Origin of the sequence: Streptomyces sp. NPDC127068 (assembly GCF_042724695.1) — a bacterium.
Lineage (GTDB): Bacteria > Actinomycetota > Actinomycetes > Streptomycetales > Streptomycetaceae > Streptomyces.
In genome coordinates, this window is sequence record NZ_JBHXEN010000018.1 from 110,955 (window position 1) to 128,556 (window position 17,602).

A 17,602-nucleotide genomic window follows, 5' to 3' on the forward strand; every position below is an offset into this window, starting at 1 on the left:
ACCCCACGGCCCCGCCGGGCCCGACCCACGCCCCACCCGTACGAGCGACCACGTCAGCCCCGCACCACCACGGTGGCCCGGCACTCATCGACGACGCACGCGCAGGCCGGCACCGAGACCGAGCAGCAGCTCAGCGAAACGCACCGACGGCGATCCGGACGCACAGGTGCTCGCGCTCAGCCCCGCACCCCCCGCGCCACCTCCGTGGCCCAGTACGTGAGGATCACGCTCGCACCGGCCCGCTTGATGCCGAGCAGGGACTCCAGGATCGCCCGCTCCCGGTCGATCCACCCCTTCTCCGCCGCCGCCTCGATCATCGCGTACTCACCGGAGATCTGGTACGCGGCCACCGGCACGTCCACCGCGCCCGCGACCCGCGCCAACACGTCCAGGTACGGACCCGCCGGCTTGACCATCACCAGGTCCGCGCCCTCCGCCAGGTCCAGCGCCAACTCCCGCATCGACTCACGGACGTTCGCCGGGTCCTGCTGGTACGTCTTGCGGTCACCGGTCAGCGAGGACCCGACGGCCTCCCGGAACGGACCGTAGAACGCGGACGCGTACTTCGCCGTGTACGCGAGGATCGCCACGTCGTCCCGGTCGATCTGGTCCAGCGCGTCCCGGACCACCCCGACCTGACCGTCCATCATCCCGCTGGGCCCCACCACATGGGCCCCCGCGTCCGCCTGCACCTGCGCCATCTCGGCGTAGCGCTCCAACGTCGCGTCGTTGTCGACCCGGCCCTGCGCGTCGAGCACCCCGCAGTGACCGTGGTCGGTGACCTCGTCCAGACACAGGTCCGACATCACGAGCAGGTCGTCCCCGACCTCGGAGCGCACCGCGCGCAGCGCCACCTGGAGGATGCCGTCCGGGTCGGTCCCCGGGGTCCCCAGCGCGTCCTTCTTGCCCTCCTCGGGCACCCCGAACAGCATGATCCCGGACACCCCGGACCCCACCGCGTCCACCGCGGCCTTCCGCAGGCTGTCCAGGGTGTGCTGGTACACCCCGGGCATCGACCGGATCGCCACCGGCTCGTTGACGCCCTCCCGCACGAACGCGGGCAGGACCAGGTCCGCGGGGTCCAACCGGGTCTCGGCGACCATCCGGCGCATCACCGCGGTCGACCGCAGCCGCCGGGGACGCACCCCGGGGAAAGAACCGTACTCACTCACGACAACACCAGCTCCGTACCGTCACGGCCCGGGGCGTGTGCCCCGGGTCCCGGATCGGCCCCGGTCGAACGCGGTCCGCCCCCGCCACGGCCGACGGGCCCGGCGACCGCCGCTGGGGGCGGGCCGGGCCCGCCCCTGGCGGTTCGGGCGGACCCCCGCCACGGGGCGTCCGCACTGACTCCAACCTACGGGGTGGCGCGCCTGCGCCGTGCCCCGGGCCGCCGCTCGCTGGGCCGGGTCACGTGTTCGCCCGCCTCCACCGCGGCGTCCCGCCGGGCCGCGCCGAAGTCGGCCAGCGCGGCGGCCAACTTGTGCACGGACGGCTCCGGCGCCATCACGTCCACCCGCAGCCCGTGCTCCTCCGCCGTCTTCGCGGTGGCGGGGCCGATGCAGGCGATGACGGTGACGTTGTGCGGCTTCCCGGCGATGCCCACCAGGTTCCGCACCGTCGAGGACGAGGTGAACAGCACCGCGTCGAACCCGCCGCCCTTGATCGCCTCGCGGGTGTCCGCCGGCGGCGGCGACGCCCGCACGGTCCGGTAGGCCGTGACGTCGTCCACCTCCCAACCCAGCTCGATCAGCCCGGCCACCAGCGTCTCGGTGGCGATGTCGGCCCGCGGCAGGAACACCCGGTCGATCGGGTCGAACACCGGGTCGTACGGGGGCCAGTCCTCCAGCAGACCGGCGGCCGACTGCTCGCCGCTCGGCACCAGGTCCGGCTTGACGCCGAACGCGACCAGCGCGGCGGCGGTCTGCTCGCCGACCGCGGCCACCTTGATCCCCGCGAACGCCCGCGCGTCGAGCCCGTACTCCTCGAACTTCTCCCGGACCGCCTTCACCGCGTTGACGGAGGTGAACGCGATCCACTCGTAGCGGCCGGTGACCAGGCCCTTCACGGCCCGCTCCATCTGCTGCGGGGTCCGCGGCGGCTCCACCGCGATGGTGGGCACCTCGTGCGGCACCGCACCGTAGGAACGCAACTGGTCGGAGAGCGACGCCGCCTGCTCCTTGGTCCGCGGCACCAGCACCCGCCAGCCGAACAGCGGCTTGGACTCGAACCACGACAGCCGGTCCCGCTGGGCCGCGGCCGAACACTCGCCGACCACGGCTATCACCGGGCGGCCCCCGTCCGGCGCGGGCAGCACCTTCGCCTGCTTCAGGGCCTGCGCGATCGTCCCGAGCGTCGCGGACCAGGTCCGCTGGCGGGTCGTCGTCCCGCCCACGGTCACCGTCAACGGGGTGTCCGGCTTGCGGCCCGCCGCGACGAGCTCGCCCGCCGCCGCGGCCACCGTCTCCAACGTCGCCGAGACCACCAGGGTCCCGTCCGACGCCCCGACCTCGGACCAACAGCGCTCGGAGGCGGTCCGCGCGTCCACGAACCGCACGTCGGTGCCCTGCTCGTCGCGCAACGGCACCCCCGCGTACGCGGGCACCCCGACGGCGGCGGCGATCCCGGGCACCACCTCGAAGGGCACCCCGCCGGACGCGCACACCAGCATCTCGCCGGCCGCGTACGTGTCGAGGCCGGGGTCACCCGGCACCGCGCGCACGACCCGCTTGCCGCCCCGGGCGGCCTCCATGACAAGATTGGCCGTGTCCCTCAACACGGGACCACCGACGGCAGTTGACGCCCCGTCAGCAGCCTGGTCCGGTGCGCCCGAGGGCGACCGGGGCGAGGCAGCGTCCAGGACGGTGACACCCACCCTGGCGTGCGCCCGGACCACATCGAGCACATCGGGCTCGGCGATCAGTACGTCCGCACCCGCGAGCGCCTCCACGGCGCGCAGGGTCAGCAGCCCCGGATCACCCGGTCCGGCACCCAGGAAGGTGACGTGCCCGTGTGCGGGAACGGCGGAATGGTTCGAGGCGGTGGGGCTCAAAGTTCTCGCTCCCCCATCAGACCGGCCGCGCCCTTGGCCAGCATCTCGGTCGCGAGTTCGCGACCGAGCGCCATGGCCTGCTCCTGCGTGGAGGGCACGGGACCGGTGGTGGACAGCTGCACCAGCGTCGAGCCGTCGGTCGTACCGACGACACCGCGCAAGCGCATCTCCTTGACAATCTGCCCGTCGGCCAACAGGTCGGCCAGCGCCCCGACAGGGGCACTGCAACCGGCCTCCAGGGCGGCGAGCAGGGAACGCTCGGCGGTCACGGCGGCCCGCGTCAACGGGTCGTCCAGTTCCGCGAGCACGGCGACGAGGGACGCGTCCTGCGCGGCACACTCGATCGCCAGGGCCCCCTGGCCGGGGGCGGGCAGCACCGTGTCGACGGACAGGAAGTCGGTGACCTCACCGATCCGGCCGATCCGGTGCAGTCCGGCGGCGGCGAGCACGACGGCGTCGAGCTCACCGTCCCGTACGTATCCGATGCGCGTGTCCACGTTCCCGCGGATCGCGACCGTCTCGACGGTCATCCCGTGATCCCGGGCGTACGCGTTGAGCTGCGCCATCCGACGCGGCGAACCGGTACCGATCCGCGCCCCGTCCGGCAGCTCCGGGAAGGTGAGCCCGTCACGGGCCACCAACACGTCCCGCGGGTCCTCGCGCTCCGGCACGGCCGCCAGCACGAGCCCCTCGGCGGGAGCCGTCGGCAGGTCCTTCAGCGAGTGCACCGCGAAGTCCACCTCGCCGCGCAACAGCGCCTCGCGCAGCGCGGCCACGAACACGCCGGTGCCACCGATCTGCGCCAGGTGCTCGCGCGAGGTGTCGCCGTACGTGGTGATCTCGACCAGTTCGACGTCGCGCCCGGTCAACTCCCGGACGGCCCGGGCCACGAGTCCGGACTGGGCGGTGGCGAGCTTGCTGCGCCTGGTCCCCAGCCTCAGTGCCTTCTCAGTCATGCGCGTCCTCGGTTCCTGCCGTTCGTGACGTTCGGGGGGACACCGGTGACGTCCAGGGGTACGCCAGCGATGCCCTGGGGGGCGCCCGTGCGGCCGGGTACTTCGGCGAGCCGGGCGAGGTGGGCCGCGCCCGGCACCTCGATTCCCGACTCACCGCGCGGGTCGGTGTCGTTCCACCGGGGCCGCTCGGCGCGCGAGACGGAGGCGACGGCCTCCGGGTCCAGGTCGAACAGGGTGCGCAGCGCGTCCGCGTACCCCGCGCCACCGGGTTCGGCGGCGAGCTGCTTGATCCGTACGGTCGGCGCGTGCAACAGCTTGTCGACCACGCGCTTGACGGTCTGGGTGATCTCCGCGCGTTCCTTGTCGGCGAGATCGGGCAGCCGCCCTTCCAGGCGGGCGATCTCCCCGGCGACGACGTCGGCGGCCATGGTGCGCAGCGCGACCACCGTGGGGGTGATGTGCGCGGCCCGCTGGGCGGCGCCGAAGGTCTCGACCTCACTGGAGACGATCGTGCGGACCTGGTCGACGTCGGCGGCCATCGGCGCGTCGGCGGACGCCTCGGCGAGGGACTCGATGTCGACGAGCCGGACCCCTTCGAGGTCGTGCACCGCCGCGTCGACGTCCCGCGGCATCGCGAGGTCGAGCAGCACCGGCGGGGTGGCGGGCGCTCCGGACACGGCGTCCTCGACGGCGCGCCCGGCGATGGCGTCGGCCACGTCCTGCGCCGTCAGCACCAGCCCGGACGCCCCGGTGCAGGACACCACGACGTCTGCACGTGTCAGCTCCGCGGCCACCTTGTCCATCGGGACCGCCCGGGCGGACACCCCCGTGCCACCGGGCTCGCCGAGGATCGCCACCAGGCGCTCGGCGCGGTCCAGGGTCCGGTTGGCGACGACGACCTCGGCGACGCCCGCGCGCGCCAGGGTCGCGGCGGCCAGCGAGGACATCGAACCGGCGCCGATGACCAGGGCCCGCTTGCCCTTCGCCCAGGCGGTGAGCGACGCGGCGGCGTCCCCCGCCACCGGGTCGGTGCCGGCGAACTGCTGGAGCCCGAAGGTGACGAGCGACTGCCCGGCCCGGTCGATCCCGGTCTCGGAGTGGGCGCGCTTGCCGACCCGCAGCGACTGCTGGAAGAGGTCGTTGAGCAGCCGCCCGGCGGTGTGCAGGTCCTGGGAGACGGCGAGGGCGTCCTTGATCTGCGCGAGGATCTGCCCCTCCCCGACGACCATCGAGTCGAGTCCGCAGGCCACCGAGAACAAGTGGTGAACGGCCCGGTCCTCGTAGTGGACGTACAGGTGGGGCGTCAGCTCGTCCAGCCCGACGCCGCTGTGCCGGGCGAGCAGGGTGGACAGTTCGGCGACGCCCGCGTGGAACTTGTCGACGTCCGCGTACAGCTCGATGCGGTTGCAGGTGGCGAGGACCGCGGCCTCGGCCGTGGGTTCGGTGGCCAGGGCGTCGTGCAGCAGCGCGCCCTGGCTGTGCCGGGACAGCGTGGCGCGCTCCAGCACGCTCACGGGCGCGGTGCGGTGACTCAGCCCGACGACGAGGAGACTCATGCCGGCATCACGGCGGGTACGTCCCCGTCGGGTCCCTTGCGCGGGGCGCGGGCGCCCTCGGCCACCGCGTCGGTGCCCTTCGCGGGCTCCTCGACGGCGTCGGCCGCCTCGGCCGCCTCGGTCAGTTCCTCCCCGGCCTTGCGCTGCTCGTGGAAGGCGAGGATCTGGAGTTCGATGGAGAGGTCGACCTTGCGCACGTCGACGCCGTCCGGAACGCTCAGGACGGTCGGCGCGAAGTTGAGGATGGACGTCACCCCGGCGGCGACGAGCCGCTCGCACACCTGCTGCGCGGCCCCGGCGGGCGTGGCGATGACCCCGATGGAGACCCCGTTCTCATCGATGATCTTCTCCAGCTCATCGGTGTGCTGGACGGGGATGCCGGCGACCGGCTTGCCCGCCATCGCCGGATCGGCGTCGATGAGCGCGGCGACCCGGAACCCCCGGGAGGCGAACCCGCCGTAGTTGGCGAGCGCGGCGCCGAGGTTGCCGATGCCGACGATGACCACGGGCCAGTCCTGGGTCAGCCCCAGCTCGCGGGAGATCTGGTACACGAGGTACTCGACGTCGTAGCCGACCCCGCGGGTGCCGTAGGAGCCGAGGTACGAGAAGTCCTTGCGGAGCTTGGCGGAGTTGACGCCCGCCGCCGCCGCCAACTCCTCCGAGGACACCGTGGGAACCGAGCGCTCGGACAGCCCGTTGAGGGCGCGGAGGTACAGCGGAAGCCGGGCGACGGTGGCCTCGGGAATCCCTCGGCTACGGGTCGCCGGTCGGTGTGTTCGGCCAGTTGCCACGGTGCTCCTGCGGGTAGAGCGGGGCTGTGGGCGGCCGAGTGTGCCGGGACCGCCCCGTCGACAGAAGGCTATGTCTTTGTGAACGCGTGCACAAAGATGGTGTCCGATTTGCCCGGCCAACGTGACCGGGGTCACGCACTCTCGACGCACGTTCCGGGAACCGACGCACGGACACCCAGAACGCTCACCTGAAGGGGGCAAAGCGGAACACACTCCTCAACACAACCCCGCCCCCCGAAGTCGAACCGAAGCCAAGCGGCATCCGAACAGCCACGATCGTAACCCGTCCTTTAGCCCTAAAGTGCCCACTCGGTCCCGAATCGCCCCCTGACGGACACCCGTTTCCGGCCAACCACCGCCCGCCCCACGGGAATCGCCCCCCACACCCGCACCCGAGCACCACACATCACACCGGACGCACACACCTCACCGCCCCGCCGCCCCGGCCTCCGGCCAGCCGGCCCACCGATCAGCCCGTCAGCGCCCGGCGCAGCCGGTCCTCGCGGACCCGCCAGAAGTCGTGCTGCGCACCGTCCACGAGCACCACCGGGATCTGCTCCGCGTACAAACGGTGCAGCTCCTCGTCCTGGGTGATGTCCTTCGACTCCCAGGTGGCGCCCAGCTCCCCGCACACCTTCTCGATCACGGCCTGCGCGTCCTCGCACAGATGGCACCCGGGCTTGCCGATCAGCGTCACGACACGCTCGGCGGGCGGCTTCTTCTGGGTACGTCGAAAGAGCGGACTCATACGGGCCATTCTCACCCCGCGCCCCGACACCCGACCCCCGCTCGCCCCCGGCCCGCCTCCCCTCCCCCCGGCCGACCTCCGGTCAACCCCGGCCGCCCCCGCACCGAAGCGGAACCGGCGGCGGCACCGGGAAGGACGGCGGGGAGCGCCGCCCCCGCCACCCGCGGCACCGGACGCCCCGGCCACCCGCGGTTCACCGGGCCGCCCCCGGCCGGGCGGGGCGCCTCCGAACAAACTGGCTATGCTCACGGCATGGCCGCTCTTCGATGGCTCACCCCCCGTAGGCGCTCCGCCACGGCACGGAGCGTGCTGGCAGGCGAGGCGTCGGCGGAGGCCGCCCGCAAGTCCTCGACCGACCTCGAACCCACGCCGGACGCGCCCGCCGAGGAAAGCGCCGGGGCGGCCCCCGAGGCGGAGTTCCCCGTCGTGGGCGACCAGCGCGCCGCCGCCTTCTTCGACCTCGACAACACGGTGATGCAGGGCGCCGCCCTCTTCCACTTCGGCCGCGGACTGTACAAGCGGAAGTTCTTCGACACCCGCGAGCTGACCCGGTTCGCCTGGCAGCAGACGTGGTTCCGGCTCGCCGGCGTCGAGGACCCCGAGCACATGCAGGACGCCCGCGACTCCGCGCTGTCCATCGTCCAGGGCCACCGGGTCGCCGAACTGATGTCGATCGGCGAGGAGATCTACGACGAGTACATGGCCGACCGCATCTGGCCGGGCACCCGCGCCCTCGCCCAGGCCCACCTGGACGCCGGTCAGAAGGTGTGGCTCGTCACCGCCGCCCCGGTCGAGATCGCCACGGTGATCGCCCGCCGACTGGGCCTGACCGGTGCGCTCGGCACGGTCGCCGAGTCCGTTGGCGGCGTCTACACCGGCAAGCTCGTCGGCGAACCCCTGCACGGCCCGGCCAAGGCCGAGGCGGTGCGCGCGCTCGCCGGCGCCGAGGGTCTCGACCTCGGCCGGTGCGCCGCGTACAGCGACTCGCACAACGACATCCCCATGCTGTCCCTGGTCGGCCACCCCTACGCGATCAACCCGGACAGCAAGCTCCGCAAGCACGCCCGGGCCCGCGAGTGGCGACTGCGCGACTACCGCACGGGCCGCAAGGCGGCGAAGGTCGGCATCCCCGCGGCGGCCGGCGTGGGCGCCGTGGCGGGCGGCACCGCAGCGGCGATCGCCCTGCACCGCAAGACGCGCCGCTGACCGACTCCGCGCCGCCCCCGCCCGCGTCAGCCCGGTGCACGCACCGCCACCCCCGCCCCGGGCCCGCCCGGCACGTGCACGAAGACGGCCCGCAGACAGAATCCGCCACAACACACCCGGCTCCCACCCCCAAAGCGATCCATCTCGATCAACAATTGCTCACTCTCAGCTAGTTAAACGGACACGAAGCGAAACCAGAACCGCCGTATTCGATGATTTGAGCAACTGGGTGTAGCACCGCCTGTACGAAGCGTTATTCTCCTCAGACGCAACCGGTACCCACACGTCGCCACGACGGGTGAACGGTCCCGCACAGCACGTGATGCAAGCTCTGCCTCTGGGAGTCCCGTGTACCCACACGTCGGGGTTGACGCCTCGGGCCTGGCTACGCTGCGCGCAACGGTCCTCGACCACCTGCGCGGCTTCGTCCCCACCGCGTACGCCGTCCCCGCATACGCAGTCCCCGCACCACCCGCGCCATCCGTCCGTCGTCCGACCGACTGCCCCCGTCCCTCCGCCCGCACGCCCCGGGCCCCCGGCCCGACCGGCCGCTGCTACGCCCTGGCCGACGGCAGCCCGACCGCCGTCACCCGCCGGGGCCGCGGCCCCGCCACCACGACCACCGTCCGCCGTCCGGCGGCGGACAGCGACAGCGCCCGCATGATGGAGCTGGTCGAACGCGCCCAGTCCGGCGAGGCCGAGGCCTTCGGCCGGCTGTACGACCAGTACAGCGACACCGTCTACCGCTACATCTACTACCGCGTCGGCAGCAAGGCCACCGCCGAGGACCTCACCAGCGAGACCTTCCTGCGCGCCCTGCGCCGGATCGGCACCTTCACCTGGCAGGGCCGCGACTTCGGCGCCTGGCTGGTCACCATCGCCCGCAACCTCGTCGCCGACCACTTCAAGAGCAGCCGCTTCCGCCTCGAAGTGACCACCGGCGAGATGCTCGACGCCAACGAGGTCGAGCGCAGCCCCGAGGACTCCGTCCTGGAGGCCCTTTCCAACGCGGCGCTGCTCGAAGCAGTCCGCCGCCTCAACCCCCAGCAGCAGGAGTGCGTGACCCTCCGGTTCCTCCAGGGACTGTCGGTCGCCGAGACCGCCCGGGTCATGGGCAAGAACGAGGGCGCGATCAAGACCCTCCAGTACCGGGCGGTCCGCACCCTCGCCCGACTCCTCCCGGACGACGCCCGCTGAACCGGGGGGCACCGCCGCGGAGAATCTCCGCGGAGCACGCCCCCGTACGCACTGCCCCAGCCGCCCCACCGGCCCCGCCTGATCCGGGAAACCGATCCCGACACGGTACGCGACGATCAACTCACCGCGCGTAAGCGACATTTGGCCGGCACGTCCGGTCGTCGCGCGTCCGTAACCGAAGTGCCGCGCCACTCGTTGTCCGGGATACAGGCTCCCCGTGGTCAACCCCGACCATCTCCGCTCCCTCGAACGGGTGGAGGCCCTCGGGGAATGGAACCCTCAGGACCCCCTGGGGAGTCGACCGTCATGACGAGAGGAGGTGCCGCCAGTGATCGCGAACGTATCGGCGCACCGGCGGGCGAACGCCTTCGCCCAGGCCCTGGAGGATTCGGGCCCGGGTACGCCCGGCCCGGCGGCCGAGCAGTCCGAGCCGCAGTCCGAGCCACCCGGCCAGCCCGTTCGGCCCGGCGAATCCGGCCGGCCCGAACGGTCCGCCCGGGCGAACGACCAGCGGACCGAAGCCGCCCGCATGCTCACCCTGGCGAACGGCCTCACCGCCGTCCCCAGACCCGCACTGGACCCCGAGGTCAAGGTCGTCCAGCGCGCTCAGCTCGTGGCCGCCATGGAGGCCATGCTGAGGGAGGGCGCAGGCGGTGGAGCGACGGACCCTTCGGTGCCCGAGCAGCGGACCCGCAAGGGGACGAAGGGCGCCCACCGGGCCGGACCGCTGCGAAAACTGCGCCCCCGCACCCGGCTCAGCAAGGGCCTCGCCGCCGGCGGCCTCACCATCAGCGTTGCTGCGGGCGCCCTCGGGGGCGTGGCCGCGGCGAGCGGCGACGCCCTGCCCGGTGACACCCTCTACGGCCTCAAACGGGGCATGGAGGACGTCAAGCGGGGCCTCGCCGACAGCGACACCGACCGCGGCGAGCTCTACCTCGACCAAGCGTCCACCCGGCTCCATGAAGCCCGCAGGCTCATGGACCGCGGACGCGGCGGCCACCTCGACCACGAGTCCGTCACCGAGGTCCGCCGCACCCTGAACGGCATGCGGCACGACGCCGCCGAGGGCCACCGCCTGCTGCTCGCCGCCTACGAACGCGACGGCTCGCTCGGACCCATCCAGGCGCTCTCCGCCTTCTCGCGCTCCCACCGCGACAGCTGGAGCACCCTCCGCGAAACCCTCCCCGTGCAACTCGGCGACGTCAGCGAACAGGTCAGCTCCGTCTTCGACGCCCTGGAACAGGAGGTCGAACCCCTGCGCTCCCTGCTGCCCCGGCGCCCCGCACCCAGCGGCACCCCGGACAGCGGCGGCCCCGCCGCCGACCGCACCCCGACCAGCCCGACCCCCGGCAGCGCCGACCGCACCGCACCCGCCCGCCCCAGCGGCGGCGAGAGCGGCGACACCCGGGAACGCGGCACCGGCGGCACCGGCGACCGCCCCGAACCCTCCGCGTCGAGCCCCGGCAAGGACGGCAAGAGCGGTACGGACGGCAAGGACGGCGCCCTCATCGGCGGCGGCACCGGCGGACTGCTCGACCCGCCCCAAGGCCGCGACCCCGGGAGCCCCACCGCATCCGACAAACCCTCCGCGGAGCCCGAGCCGGACGTCACCCTCCCCCCGCTCCTCCCCGGTCTCCTCCCGGACCTCGGCATCGACGCCAAGGACACCCGCCCGTAAGGACGGAGACGGGTGGGGGCGCCCCTCCGGACGGCGCCCCCACCCACCGGAACACCGACCGCCTAGAAGAACACCGACCGCCGCTGCACCAACAGCTTGTACAGCGTGTGCTGGATCTGCTCCCGCACCTGATCGGTCAGATCGAACATCAACATCGGGTCCTCCGCCGCCTCCGGCGGATACCCGTCCGTCGGGATCGGCTCCCCGAACTGGATCGTCCACTTCGTCGGCAACGGCACCGCCCCCAACGGCCCCAACCACGGGAACGTCGGCGTGAGCGGGAAGTACGGCACCCCCAGCAACCGCGCCAGCGTCTTCGCGTTCCCCAACATCGGGTAGATCTCCTCCGCCCCGACGATCGAACACGGCACGATCGGCTTCCCCGCCCGCAACGCCGTCGACACGAACCCGCCCCGCCCGAACCGCTGGAGCTTGTACCGCTCGCCGAACGGCTTGCCGATGCCCTTGAACCCCTCCGGCATCACCCCGACCAACTCGTCACGACGCAACAGCGCCTCCGCGTCCTGAGCACACGCCAACGTGTGCCCGGCCTTCCGCGCCAACTCGTTGACCACCGGCAACATGAACACCAGGTCCGCCGCCAACAACCGCAGGTGCCGCCCCCGCGGATGGTGGTCGTGGACGGCCACCTGCATCATCAGCCCGTCCAACGGCAACGTCCCCGAGTGGTTCGCGACGATCAGCGCACCCCCCTCGTCCGGGATGTTCTCGACACCGCGCACCTCGACCCGGAAGTACTTCTCGTACACCGGTCGCAGCAACGACATCAGCACCTGATCGGTCAGCTCCGCGTCGAACCCGAAGTCATCGACCTCGTACTCACCGGTCAACCGTCGCCGCAGGAACGCCAACCCGCCGCTGATCCGCTCCTCCCAGCCACCCGGCCGCCGCTGCTCCGCCCCGTCGCCCTCCCCTGCGTCACCCCGCGGACCGGGCACCGCACCGGGCAGCGCCGTCACCTCGGCGGGCTCCTCCGGCGGGCCGGGGCGCCGCGCGGCGGGGGCCCGGCGCCGGGCCGCGCGCTGCGCGCCGGCGCGCGACCGGTCGTCGTCGAACGGGATGACCTTGGCGTCCGCCATATCGTGCTGCACTCCTCCATCGGCACCCCCGCCACGGCCGTGGGCGGGGGCGCGCTGCGTCAGGTCCGGATGCCGCTCACCGGATCGGGCACCGTGCGTCGCGCGACCCGGTCGACCACCCGGGCCAAGGCCGCGGGCGGCAGCAGTCCCGGCCCCCGGCTGCGCACGAAGTCCGCGAAGGTCTCCGCGGTCGTGTACCGGGGACGGTAGCCGAGGCCCTCGTGCAGTTGGCGCGTCGCCACGACCCGCCCGTGCGTCAACAGCCGCACCTGCTCCGGCGAGAAGTCCGACAGGTTCAGCGCCCGCAGCGCCGACCCCGCCCACGTCACCGCCGGCAGCAGCGTCGGCACCGTGGGCCGCCCCAGCCGGCGCGCGCACTGCGACAACAGCAGCACCCCGTCCCCGGCCACGTTGAACGTCCCGCTGCCCAGCGTCCCCGGCACCGGGTCGCCCGCGGCGATGCGGAGCACCTCGACCACGTCGTCCTCGTGCACGAACTGGAGCCGCGGGTCGTACCCGAACACCGTCGGCAGCACCGGCAGCGAGAAGTACCCGGTGAGCGGGGTGTCCAGCCGCGGCCCCAGGATGTTGGCGAACCGCAGCACGCACACCGCGACGTCGGGGCGACGACGCGCGAAGCCCCGTACGTACCCCTCGACCTCGACGGCGTCCTTGGCGAACCCGCCGCTCGGCAGGGACTTGGGGGGCGTCGTCTCGTCGAACACCGCCGGATCGCGCGGCGCCGAGCCGTACACGTTCGTCGACGACTTCACGACCAGCCGCCGCACCGTCGGCGACTTCTGGCACGCCCCGAGGAGCTGCATCGTCCCGATGACGTTGGTCTCCTTGAGCGCGGCCCGACCACCACCGCCCGGCGGGGTGCCGGTGACGTCCAGGTGGACCACCGTGTCCACGCCGTGCTCGGCGAGGACCCGCCCGATCGCCGGTCGCCGGATGTCGGCGCGCACGAACACGGCGCCCGCCAACGGGCTCGCCGGCTCCACCGCGTCCACCGCCACCACCCGCTCGACTTCCGGGTCCCCCAGGACGCGCCGGACGAACGCACCGCCCAACTGCCGGGCCGCCCCGGTCACGAGCACGACCTCGCCCACGTTCCGCGCCTGCCTTCCCCGCCTCCGCGGCACCACCGTGCCGCGTGGAGCCCCGCCGTGCCCGGTCGTGGCCCGACCGGTGCCTGGCCGCCACGTTAGCGGGTCGCCACCGGAGGCGAACCTCCGTCCTCCCGCGGGACGACGGGAAGCAGACACCCCACCACACGACTGTGGCCCTCCCACCGAAGTGGAAGGGCCACAGAGCGCCGTCGCGGCGCGACACGAAGCAGTTCCCGGAGGGGGCCCGCCGACGACCGTCACCGATGCCCGGGAGCAGTGCTCCCGGACCACCGGACGGCCTGAGCCGACCGCTCCTCCGCGAAGGGGAACTACTTCTTGTTGCGACGCTGCACGCGAGTGCGCTTCAGCAGCTTGCGGTGCTTCTTCTTCGCCATCCGCTTGCGCCGCTTCTTGATTACAGAGCCCACGTCAACCCTCGCTCACTTCTGGGACAACCCCTGCTCAGCAGGGACAATCACTCGGTGCGGGGCTGCATTGGGGCCCACACGACCTACGAGGGGCTAGCCTACCCCGCCCGAGCTCCCAGTCTGTAATCGAGGGTGACGATCAGGCGGTGTCCACCCCCACATAGGAGTCGCGCAGGTACTCGTGAACGGCGTTCTCCGGAACTCGGAAGGACCTCCCCACCCTGATCGCGGGCAGATGACCGCTGTGCACCAACCGGTACACGGTCATCTTGGACACTCGCATCACCGAGGCGACTTCCGCCACGGTCAAGAACTGGACCTCGCTCAGAGGCCGATCGGCAGCAGCCATGACACACCTGAACCTTCCACACATGACGGGCACCGGCTTCCCCTCCGGTGACTCCTCGTCGCTGTGCGCTCACTCCCCAGACTAGGGGCGGGTGATGCGAGTGGGGAAGAGGAGCAGCGATCGGCGGCCTACTGTGACAGACACGCCCGTTTGAGTACATAGCGAGTGAGCGGCCGGTAGTAAACAGAGCGCGCAGCGTCATCGAGCGGCACCGCCACGGATACCTTCCCCTCCGCCTCGCCCACGAACAGCGCGGGATCGTCGGAATCCCCCAGGCCGATCGCGTCGAACCCCAGCTGACCTGCCCCGCAGACCCAACCGTGGTCCCCGATGACCAAGCCGGGCAGCGGCCCTCCGGACGCCGCACAGGCCGCCAGCGCCACCCTCACGGGCAGCGGGGAATGGGTGTGCGCGCCGGTCTCACGCCCGGCGCACGGGGCATCGCGTTCCCGAACCAGTGCAACGCCCCGTACGTAGTCGAGACGATGCCCGCGTAGGCCGAACCGGGTCGTTATGTCGACAGAGCTACCGGCGCCGGGGGTGAGGACTTCACATCCAGCCGCCGACAGGGCACCGGCCAAACTGGCGTAGAACTCCAACAGCCGATCCGGATGTCCGGTGCCCAACAGAACGGCCTCGCGCCGCCCGACCGCCACCGCGATCCGCTCCGCGAACCCGTCCAGCGCCGCGACCGTCCGCCGCGGGTCGATCACGTCCCGCCCGGTCCGGCACTCCGGGTCCCCCGACACCCCGCACCGGTCGGCCATCAGCGCCATCACCTGCGCCGCGCTCCACTCGCCGAGCGGGTCGAGGCCGAGCAGCGCCCGCGGGTCCCGCTCGGCGAAGAGCCGGTACCTGCGCAGGCTCCCCTCCCGCGAGGTGCTGACCTCGCCGGCGAGCCCCGCCCCCACCACGTAGCCCCGCAGCCATCCCGCACCCGTCATTCCGTCATGGTCCGTCACCCGGGGCCGTCGCGTACCCGGAACGCCCCCGGCCCCCTCGAACGGCCGAACCGAGCGGCCGACCCGGCGGCGGGGCCCGGCCGAGCGGTCAGGCCAGCAGTCCGCGCAACGGGAACACGGCCCGCCGCGCGGCGAGCACGGCCTGGTCGAGCCGGTCGGCGGGGTCGTAGCCGGCGTCCCAGTCGGCCCAACTGACGGGCCACCGACCGTCGGTCATCCGTCGCGGCCCCGGCATCCTGGTCTTCGCGAAGACCTCCTGCCGCCACTCCTGCGGCACCTCGGCGGTCGGCTCCACGGGCGCCCCCGCGGCGATCCCCACCAGGTGCGTCCACGACCGCGGCACCACCTCGACCACCGCGTACCCGCCGCCCCCGAGGGCCACCCAACGCCCGTCCGCGTACGCGTGCGCCAGGTCGTGGCAGGCCAGTTGCACGGCCCGTTGGGCGTCCAGGGACACCGCGAGGTGCGCCAGCGGGTCCTCGAAGTGCGTGTCGGCCCCGTGCTGGGTCACGAGGACCTGCGGACGGAACTCCGCGAGCAGTTCGGGCACCACCGCGTGGAAGGCCCGCAGCCAGCCCCCGTCGCCGGTCCCCGCGGGCAGCGCGACGTTCACCGCCGACCCCGGGGCCGCGTCCCCGCCCGTCTCCTCCGGCCACCCGGTGCCCGGGAACAGCGTCCGCGGGTGCTCGTGCAGCGAGACGGTCAGCACCCGGGGGTCGTCCCAGAACGCGGCCTGGACGCCGTCCCCGTGGTGCACGTCCACGTCCACGTACGCGACCCGCTCGGCGCCCAGCTCCAGCAGCCGCGCGATCGCCAACGACGCGTCGTTGTACACGCAGAACCCCGCGGCGGCGCCCGGCATGGCGTGGTGCAGTCCGCCCGCGAAGTTCACCGCGTGCAGCGCGTCGCCCCGCCACACCGCCTCGGCCGCCCCCACCGACTGTCCGGCGATCAGCGCGGACACCTCGTGCATGCCCGCGAACGCCGGATCGTCCATGGTCCCCAGGCCGTACGAGCCGTCCGCGGAACCCGGGTCGGCGGACACCGCCCGCACGGCGTCGATGTAGTCCTGACGGTGCACGAGCCGTAGCGTGGAGTCCCCGGCCCGCCCGGCGGCGACCGTCTCGATCCGCCGGTCCAGTGCGAAGGCCCGCACCAGGCTGCGCGTCAGATCCAGTCGCACCGGGTTCATCGGGTGATCCGGTCCGAAGTCGTAACCCGTCACCGCTTCGTCCCACATCAACTGTGCGTGCCCGCTCATGCCGATCACCGTATCGGTCCGGCTGCGACGGCGACCGCAGGGGCGGCCCGCGGTGCTCAGTCCAGCAGTGCGTACAGCTCCCGCATGTCCCCGAACAGCCCGGTGACGTCGCCGAGTCGTTCGGCGGGCATCATCGCGGTGAACCCGTACACGTCCATGCCGGCCGAGACCGCCGCCCGGACCCCGAGCGGGCTGTCCTCGATCACCACGCAGCGCTCGGGGGCCACGCCCATCTGCCGGGCCGCGTGCAGGAACAGGTCCGGCGCGGGCTTCCCCCGGCCCACGTCCTCGGCGCTGAAGACCCGCTCCGGGCCGAACCACCGGTCCAGCCCCGTCGTACGGTGACCCACGCCGATCCGCTCGTGGCTGCCGGAGGAGGCGAGGCAGTAGGGGACGCCGTCGGCCACCAGCCGCTCCAGCACGTCGACGACCCCGGGTACGGGTTTCAGCTCCCGTACGAAGCCGGCCGCCGTCCGCGCCTGGATCTCGCGGTCGAAGTCCGCCGGCAGTCGCTGTCCGGTCCGCTCCTCGATGAGGTCGTGCACCCGGTGCACCGCGGCTCCCATGTAGTCCCGCAGCGAGTCCTCGTACGTGGTCGGGTGCCCCAGTTCGGTGAGGTAGGCGGCGAGAATGCGGTTGGCGAGCGGTTCACTGTCCACGAGGACACCATCGTTGTCGAAGACCACCAGTTCGTAGCGCATGTCTCCGACCCTAAAGGCTGTCCGCAACTCCCCCGGCGCGGACGGTCCGTGGGGACTGCGGCCCGCTGGACCGACGAGTTGAGATACTCCGGCTCATGGGATCTTGGGGAACTTTAGGGCCGGCGTTGTTGTCGCTGGCAGGCGTGGCGCTCGGCGCGGGCGGGTCGCTGTTCGGCCAGCACATGGTGACGCGGGCCAACACCCGGCAGCTCGAAGTACAGGAGTCCGCCGCGCACCGGGCGGAGCTGAAGCACGTGGTCCTGAAGTTCCTGAGCATCGCGTCGCAGGTGGAGAAGGCCGCGCCTTCGCGGCCCGTCTCGCTGAGGTCGCCCGAAGCGAGACGGCCGATGCCTCGGCACTGCGCGGGCCGCAAGTGCAGTTCATGGACGCCGCGTACGACGACCTGTGGCCCGGCCGGCGCCGCGCGACCGGAGATTCCCGCACGCCCCGGTAAGAGGGCAACAAAAAAGGAGTGGTTCCCAGGCCCTAGGGCCGGGGGGCCACA

Annotated in this window: 17 protein-coding genes; 3 read left to right on the forward strand and 14 right to left on the reverse strand. The window is 72.6% G+C overall.

Features of this window, described 5'->3' with window-relative positions:
* Positions 1–176: 176 nt before the first annotated feature.
* The 6 genes from hemB to ACFWIA_RS14120 all read right to left on the reverse strand — a co-directional run bounded on the left by hemB (position 177) and on the right by ACFWIA_RS14120 (position 7,112).
* The gene (hemB, locus tag ACFWIA_RS14095; RefSeq protein ID WP_387003811.1) at positions 177–1,172 is read right to left on the reverse strand and encodes a porphobilinogen synthase; all 996 of its coding nucleotides are present in this window, start codon (positions 1,170–1,172) and stop codon (positions 177–179) included.
* 185 nt (positions 1,173–1,357) lie between these two features.
* Complete coding sequence (locus ACFWIA_RS14100) at positions 1,358–3,052, reverse strand: uroporphyrinogen-III synthase (protein ID WP_385494903.1); 1,695 nt, start codon at positions 3,050–3,052, stop codon at positions 1,358–1,360.
* Complete coding sequence (hemC, locus tag ACFWIA_RS14105) at positions 3,049–4,008, reverse strand: hydroxymethylbilane synthase (RefSeq protein ID WP_387003814.1); 960 nt, start codon at positions 4,006–4,008, stop codon at positions 3,049–3,051. The genes ACFWIA_RS14100 and hemC overlap by 4 nt, the downstream gene beginning before the upstream one ends.
* Positions 4,005–5,564: a glutamyl-tRNA reductase gene (locus tag ACFWIA_RS14110; protein ID WP_387003816.1), complete on the reverse strand. Its 1,560-nt coding sequence runs from the start codon at positions 5,562–5,564 to the stop codon at positions 4,005–4,007. Before ACFWIA_RS14110 ends, hemC begins: the two co-directional genes overlap by 4 nt.
* Positions 5,561–6,355, reverse strand: a complete 795-nt coding sequence (locus tag ACFWIA_RS14115) for a redox-sensing transcriptional repressor Rex (RefSeq protein WP_387003819.1) — start codon at positions 6,353–6,355, stop codon at positions 5,561–5,563. The genes ACFWIA_RS14110 and ACFWIA_RS14115 overlap by 4 nt, the downstream gene beginning before the upstream one ends.
* Before the next feature lie 469 nt (positions 6,356–6,824).
* Positions 6,825–7,112: a glutaredoxin family protein gene (locus tag ACFWIA_RS14120; RefSeq protein ID WP_387003822.1), complete on the reverse strand. Its 288-nt coding sequence runs from the start codon at positions 7,110–7,112 to the stop codon at positions 6,825–6,827.
* A 243-nt stretch (positions 7,113–7,355) separates the two neighbouring features.
* Between ACFWIA_RS14120 and ACFWIA_RS14125 the strand changes: the two genes are divergently transcribed.
* From ACFWIA_RS14125 to ACFWIA_RS14135, 3 genes are all read left to right on the forward strand, one after another.
* A complete protein-coding gene (locus ACFWIA_RS14125; protein WP_387003824.1) occupies positions 7,356–8,309 on the forward strand; it encodes an HAD family hydrolase in 954 nt (317 codons plus the stop codon).
* A 348-nt stretch (positions 8,310–8,657) separates the two neighbouring features.
* Positions 8,658–9,506, forward strand: a complete 849-nt coding sequence (locus tag ACFWIA_RS14130) for an ECF subfamily RNA polymerase sigma factor, BldN family (RefSeq protein WP_387003827.1) — start codon at positions 8,658–8,660, stop codon at positions 9,504–9,506.
* Between the two features lie 328 nt (positions 9,507–9,834).
* Positions 9,835–11,184, forward strand: a complete 1,350-nt coding sequence (locus tag ACFWIA_RS14135; protein ID WP_387003830.1) for a DUF5667 domain-containing protein — start codon at positions 9,835–9,837, stop codon at positions 11,182–11,184.
* Between the two features lie 62 nt (positions 11,185–11,246).
* Here the strand turns inward: ACFWIA_RS14135 and ACFWIA_RS14140 are convergent, their stop codons facing one another.
* From ACFWIA_RS14140 to ACFWIA_RS14175, 8 genes are all read right to left on the reverse strand, one after another.
* Positions 11,247–12,284, reverse strand: a complete 1,038-nt coding sequence (locus ACFWIA_RS14140) for a lysophospholipid acyltransferase family protein (RefSeq protein ID WP_387003832.1) — start codon at positions 12,282–12,284, stop codon at positions 11,247–11,249.
* A 59-nt stretch (positions 12,285–12,343) separates the two neighbouring features.
* The gene (locus tag ACFWIA_RS14145; RefSeq protein ID WP_387003835.1) at positions 12,344–13,396 is read right to left on the reverse strand and encodes an NAD-dependent epimerase/dehydratase family protein; all 1,053 of its coding nucleotides are present in this window, start codon (positions 13,394–13,396) and stop codon (positions 12,344–12,346) included.
* 329 nt (positions 13,397–13,725) lie between these two features.
* A complete protein-coding gene (locus tag ACFWIA_RS14150; RefSeq protein WP_003948845.1) occupies positions 13,726–13,824 on the reverse strand; it encodes a 30S ribosomal protein bS22 in 99 nt (32 codons plus the stop codon).
* A 139-nt stretch (positions 13,825–13,963) separates the two neighbouring features.
* The gene (locus ACFWIA_RS14155; RefSeq protein WP_351249121.1) at positions 13,964–14,173 is read right to left on the reverse strand and encodes a helix-turn-helix domain-containing protein; all 210 of its coding nucleotides are present in this window, start codon (positions 14,171–14,173) and stop codon (positions 13,964–13,966) included.
* 128 nt (positions 14,174–14,301) lie between these two features.
* On the reverse strand, positions 14,302–15,117 hold the full coding sequence (locus ACFWIA_RS14160; protein WP_387003838.1) for a phosphatase: 816 nt from the start codon (positions 15,115–15,117) through the stop codon (positions 14,302–14,304).
* Between the two features lie 106 nt (positions 15,118–15,223).
* Positions 15,224–16,396, reverse strand: a complete 1,173-nt coding sequence (locus tag ACFWIA_RS14165; RefSeq protein WP_387003841.1) for an acetoin utilization protein AcuC — start codon at positions 16,394–16,396, stop codon at positions 15,224–15,226.
* 56 nt (positions 16,397–16,452) lie between these two features.
* Positions 16,453–17,097 carry an HAD family hydrolase gene (locus tag ACFWIA_RS14170; RefSeq protein ID WP_387003843.1) on the reverse strand — a complete coding sequence of 215 codons (645 nt, stop codon included), beginning with the start codon at positions 17,095–17,097 and terminating at the stop codon, positions 16,453–16,455.
* Positions 17,098–17,210: 113 nt separating this feature from the next.
* Positions 17,211–17,351, reverse strand: a complete 141-nt coding sequence (locus ACFWIA_RS14175) for a hypothetical protein (RefSeq protein WP_387003846.1) — start codon at positions 17,349–17,351, stop codon at positions 17,211–17,213.
* Positions 17,352–17,602 lie beyond the last annotated feature (251 nt).

What these genes read in the sequence shown, in the direction of transcription:
- ACFWIA_RS14125 (WP_387003824.1), top strand. Translation starts at nt 7,356, where the DNA reads ATGGCCGCTCTTCGATGGCTCACCCCCCGTAGGCGCTCCGCCACGGCA.
- hemC (WP_387003814.1), bottom strand. Translation starts at nt 4,008, where the DNA reads ATGACTGAGAAGGCACTGAGGCTGGGGACCAGGCGCAGCAAGCTCGCC.
- ACFWIA_RS14165 (WP_387003841.1), bottom strand. Translation starts at nt 16,396, where the DNA reads ATGAGCGGGCACGCACAGTTGATGTGGGACGAAGCGGTGACGGGTTAC.
- ACFWIA_RS14160 (WP_387003838.1), bottom strand. Translation starts at nt 15,117, where the DNA reads ATGACGGGTGCGGGATGGCTGCGGGGCTACGTGGTGGGGGCGGGGCTC.
- ACFWIA_RS14155 (WP_351249121.1), bottom strand. Translation starts at nt 14,173, where the DNA reads ATGGCTGCTGCCGATCGGCCTCTGAGCGAGGTCCAGTTCTTGACCGTG.
- ACFWIA_RS14140 (WP_387003832.1), bottom strand. Translation starts at nt 12,284, where the DNA reads ATGGCGGACGCCAAGGTCATCCCGTTCGACGACGACCGGTCGCGCGCC.
- ACFWIA_RS14170 (WP_387003843.1), bottom strand. Translation starts at nt 17,097, where the DNA reads ATGCGCTACGAACTGGTGGTCTTCGACAACGATGGTGTCCTCGTGGAC.
- ACFWIA_RS14120 (WP_387003822.1), bottom strand. Translation starts at nt 7,112, where the DNA reads ATGGCCCGTATGAGTCCGCTCTTTCGACGTACCCAGAAGAAGCCGCCC.
- ACFWIA_RS14110 (WP_387003816.1), bottom strand. Translation starts at nt 5,564, where the DNA reads ATGAGTCTCCTCGTCGTCGGGCTGAGTCACCGCACCGCGCCCGTGAGC.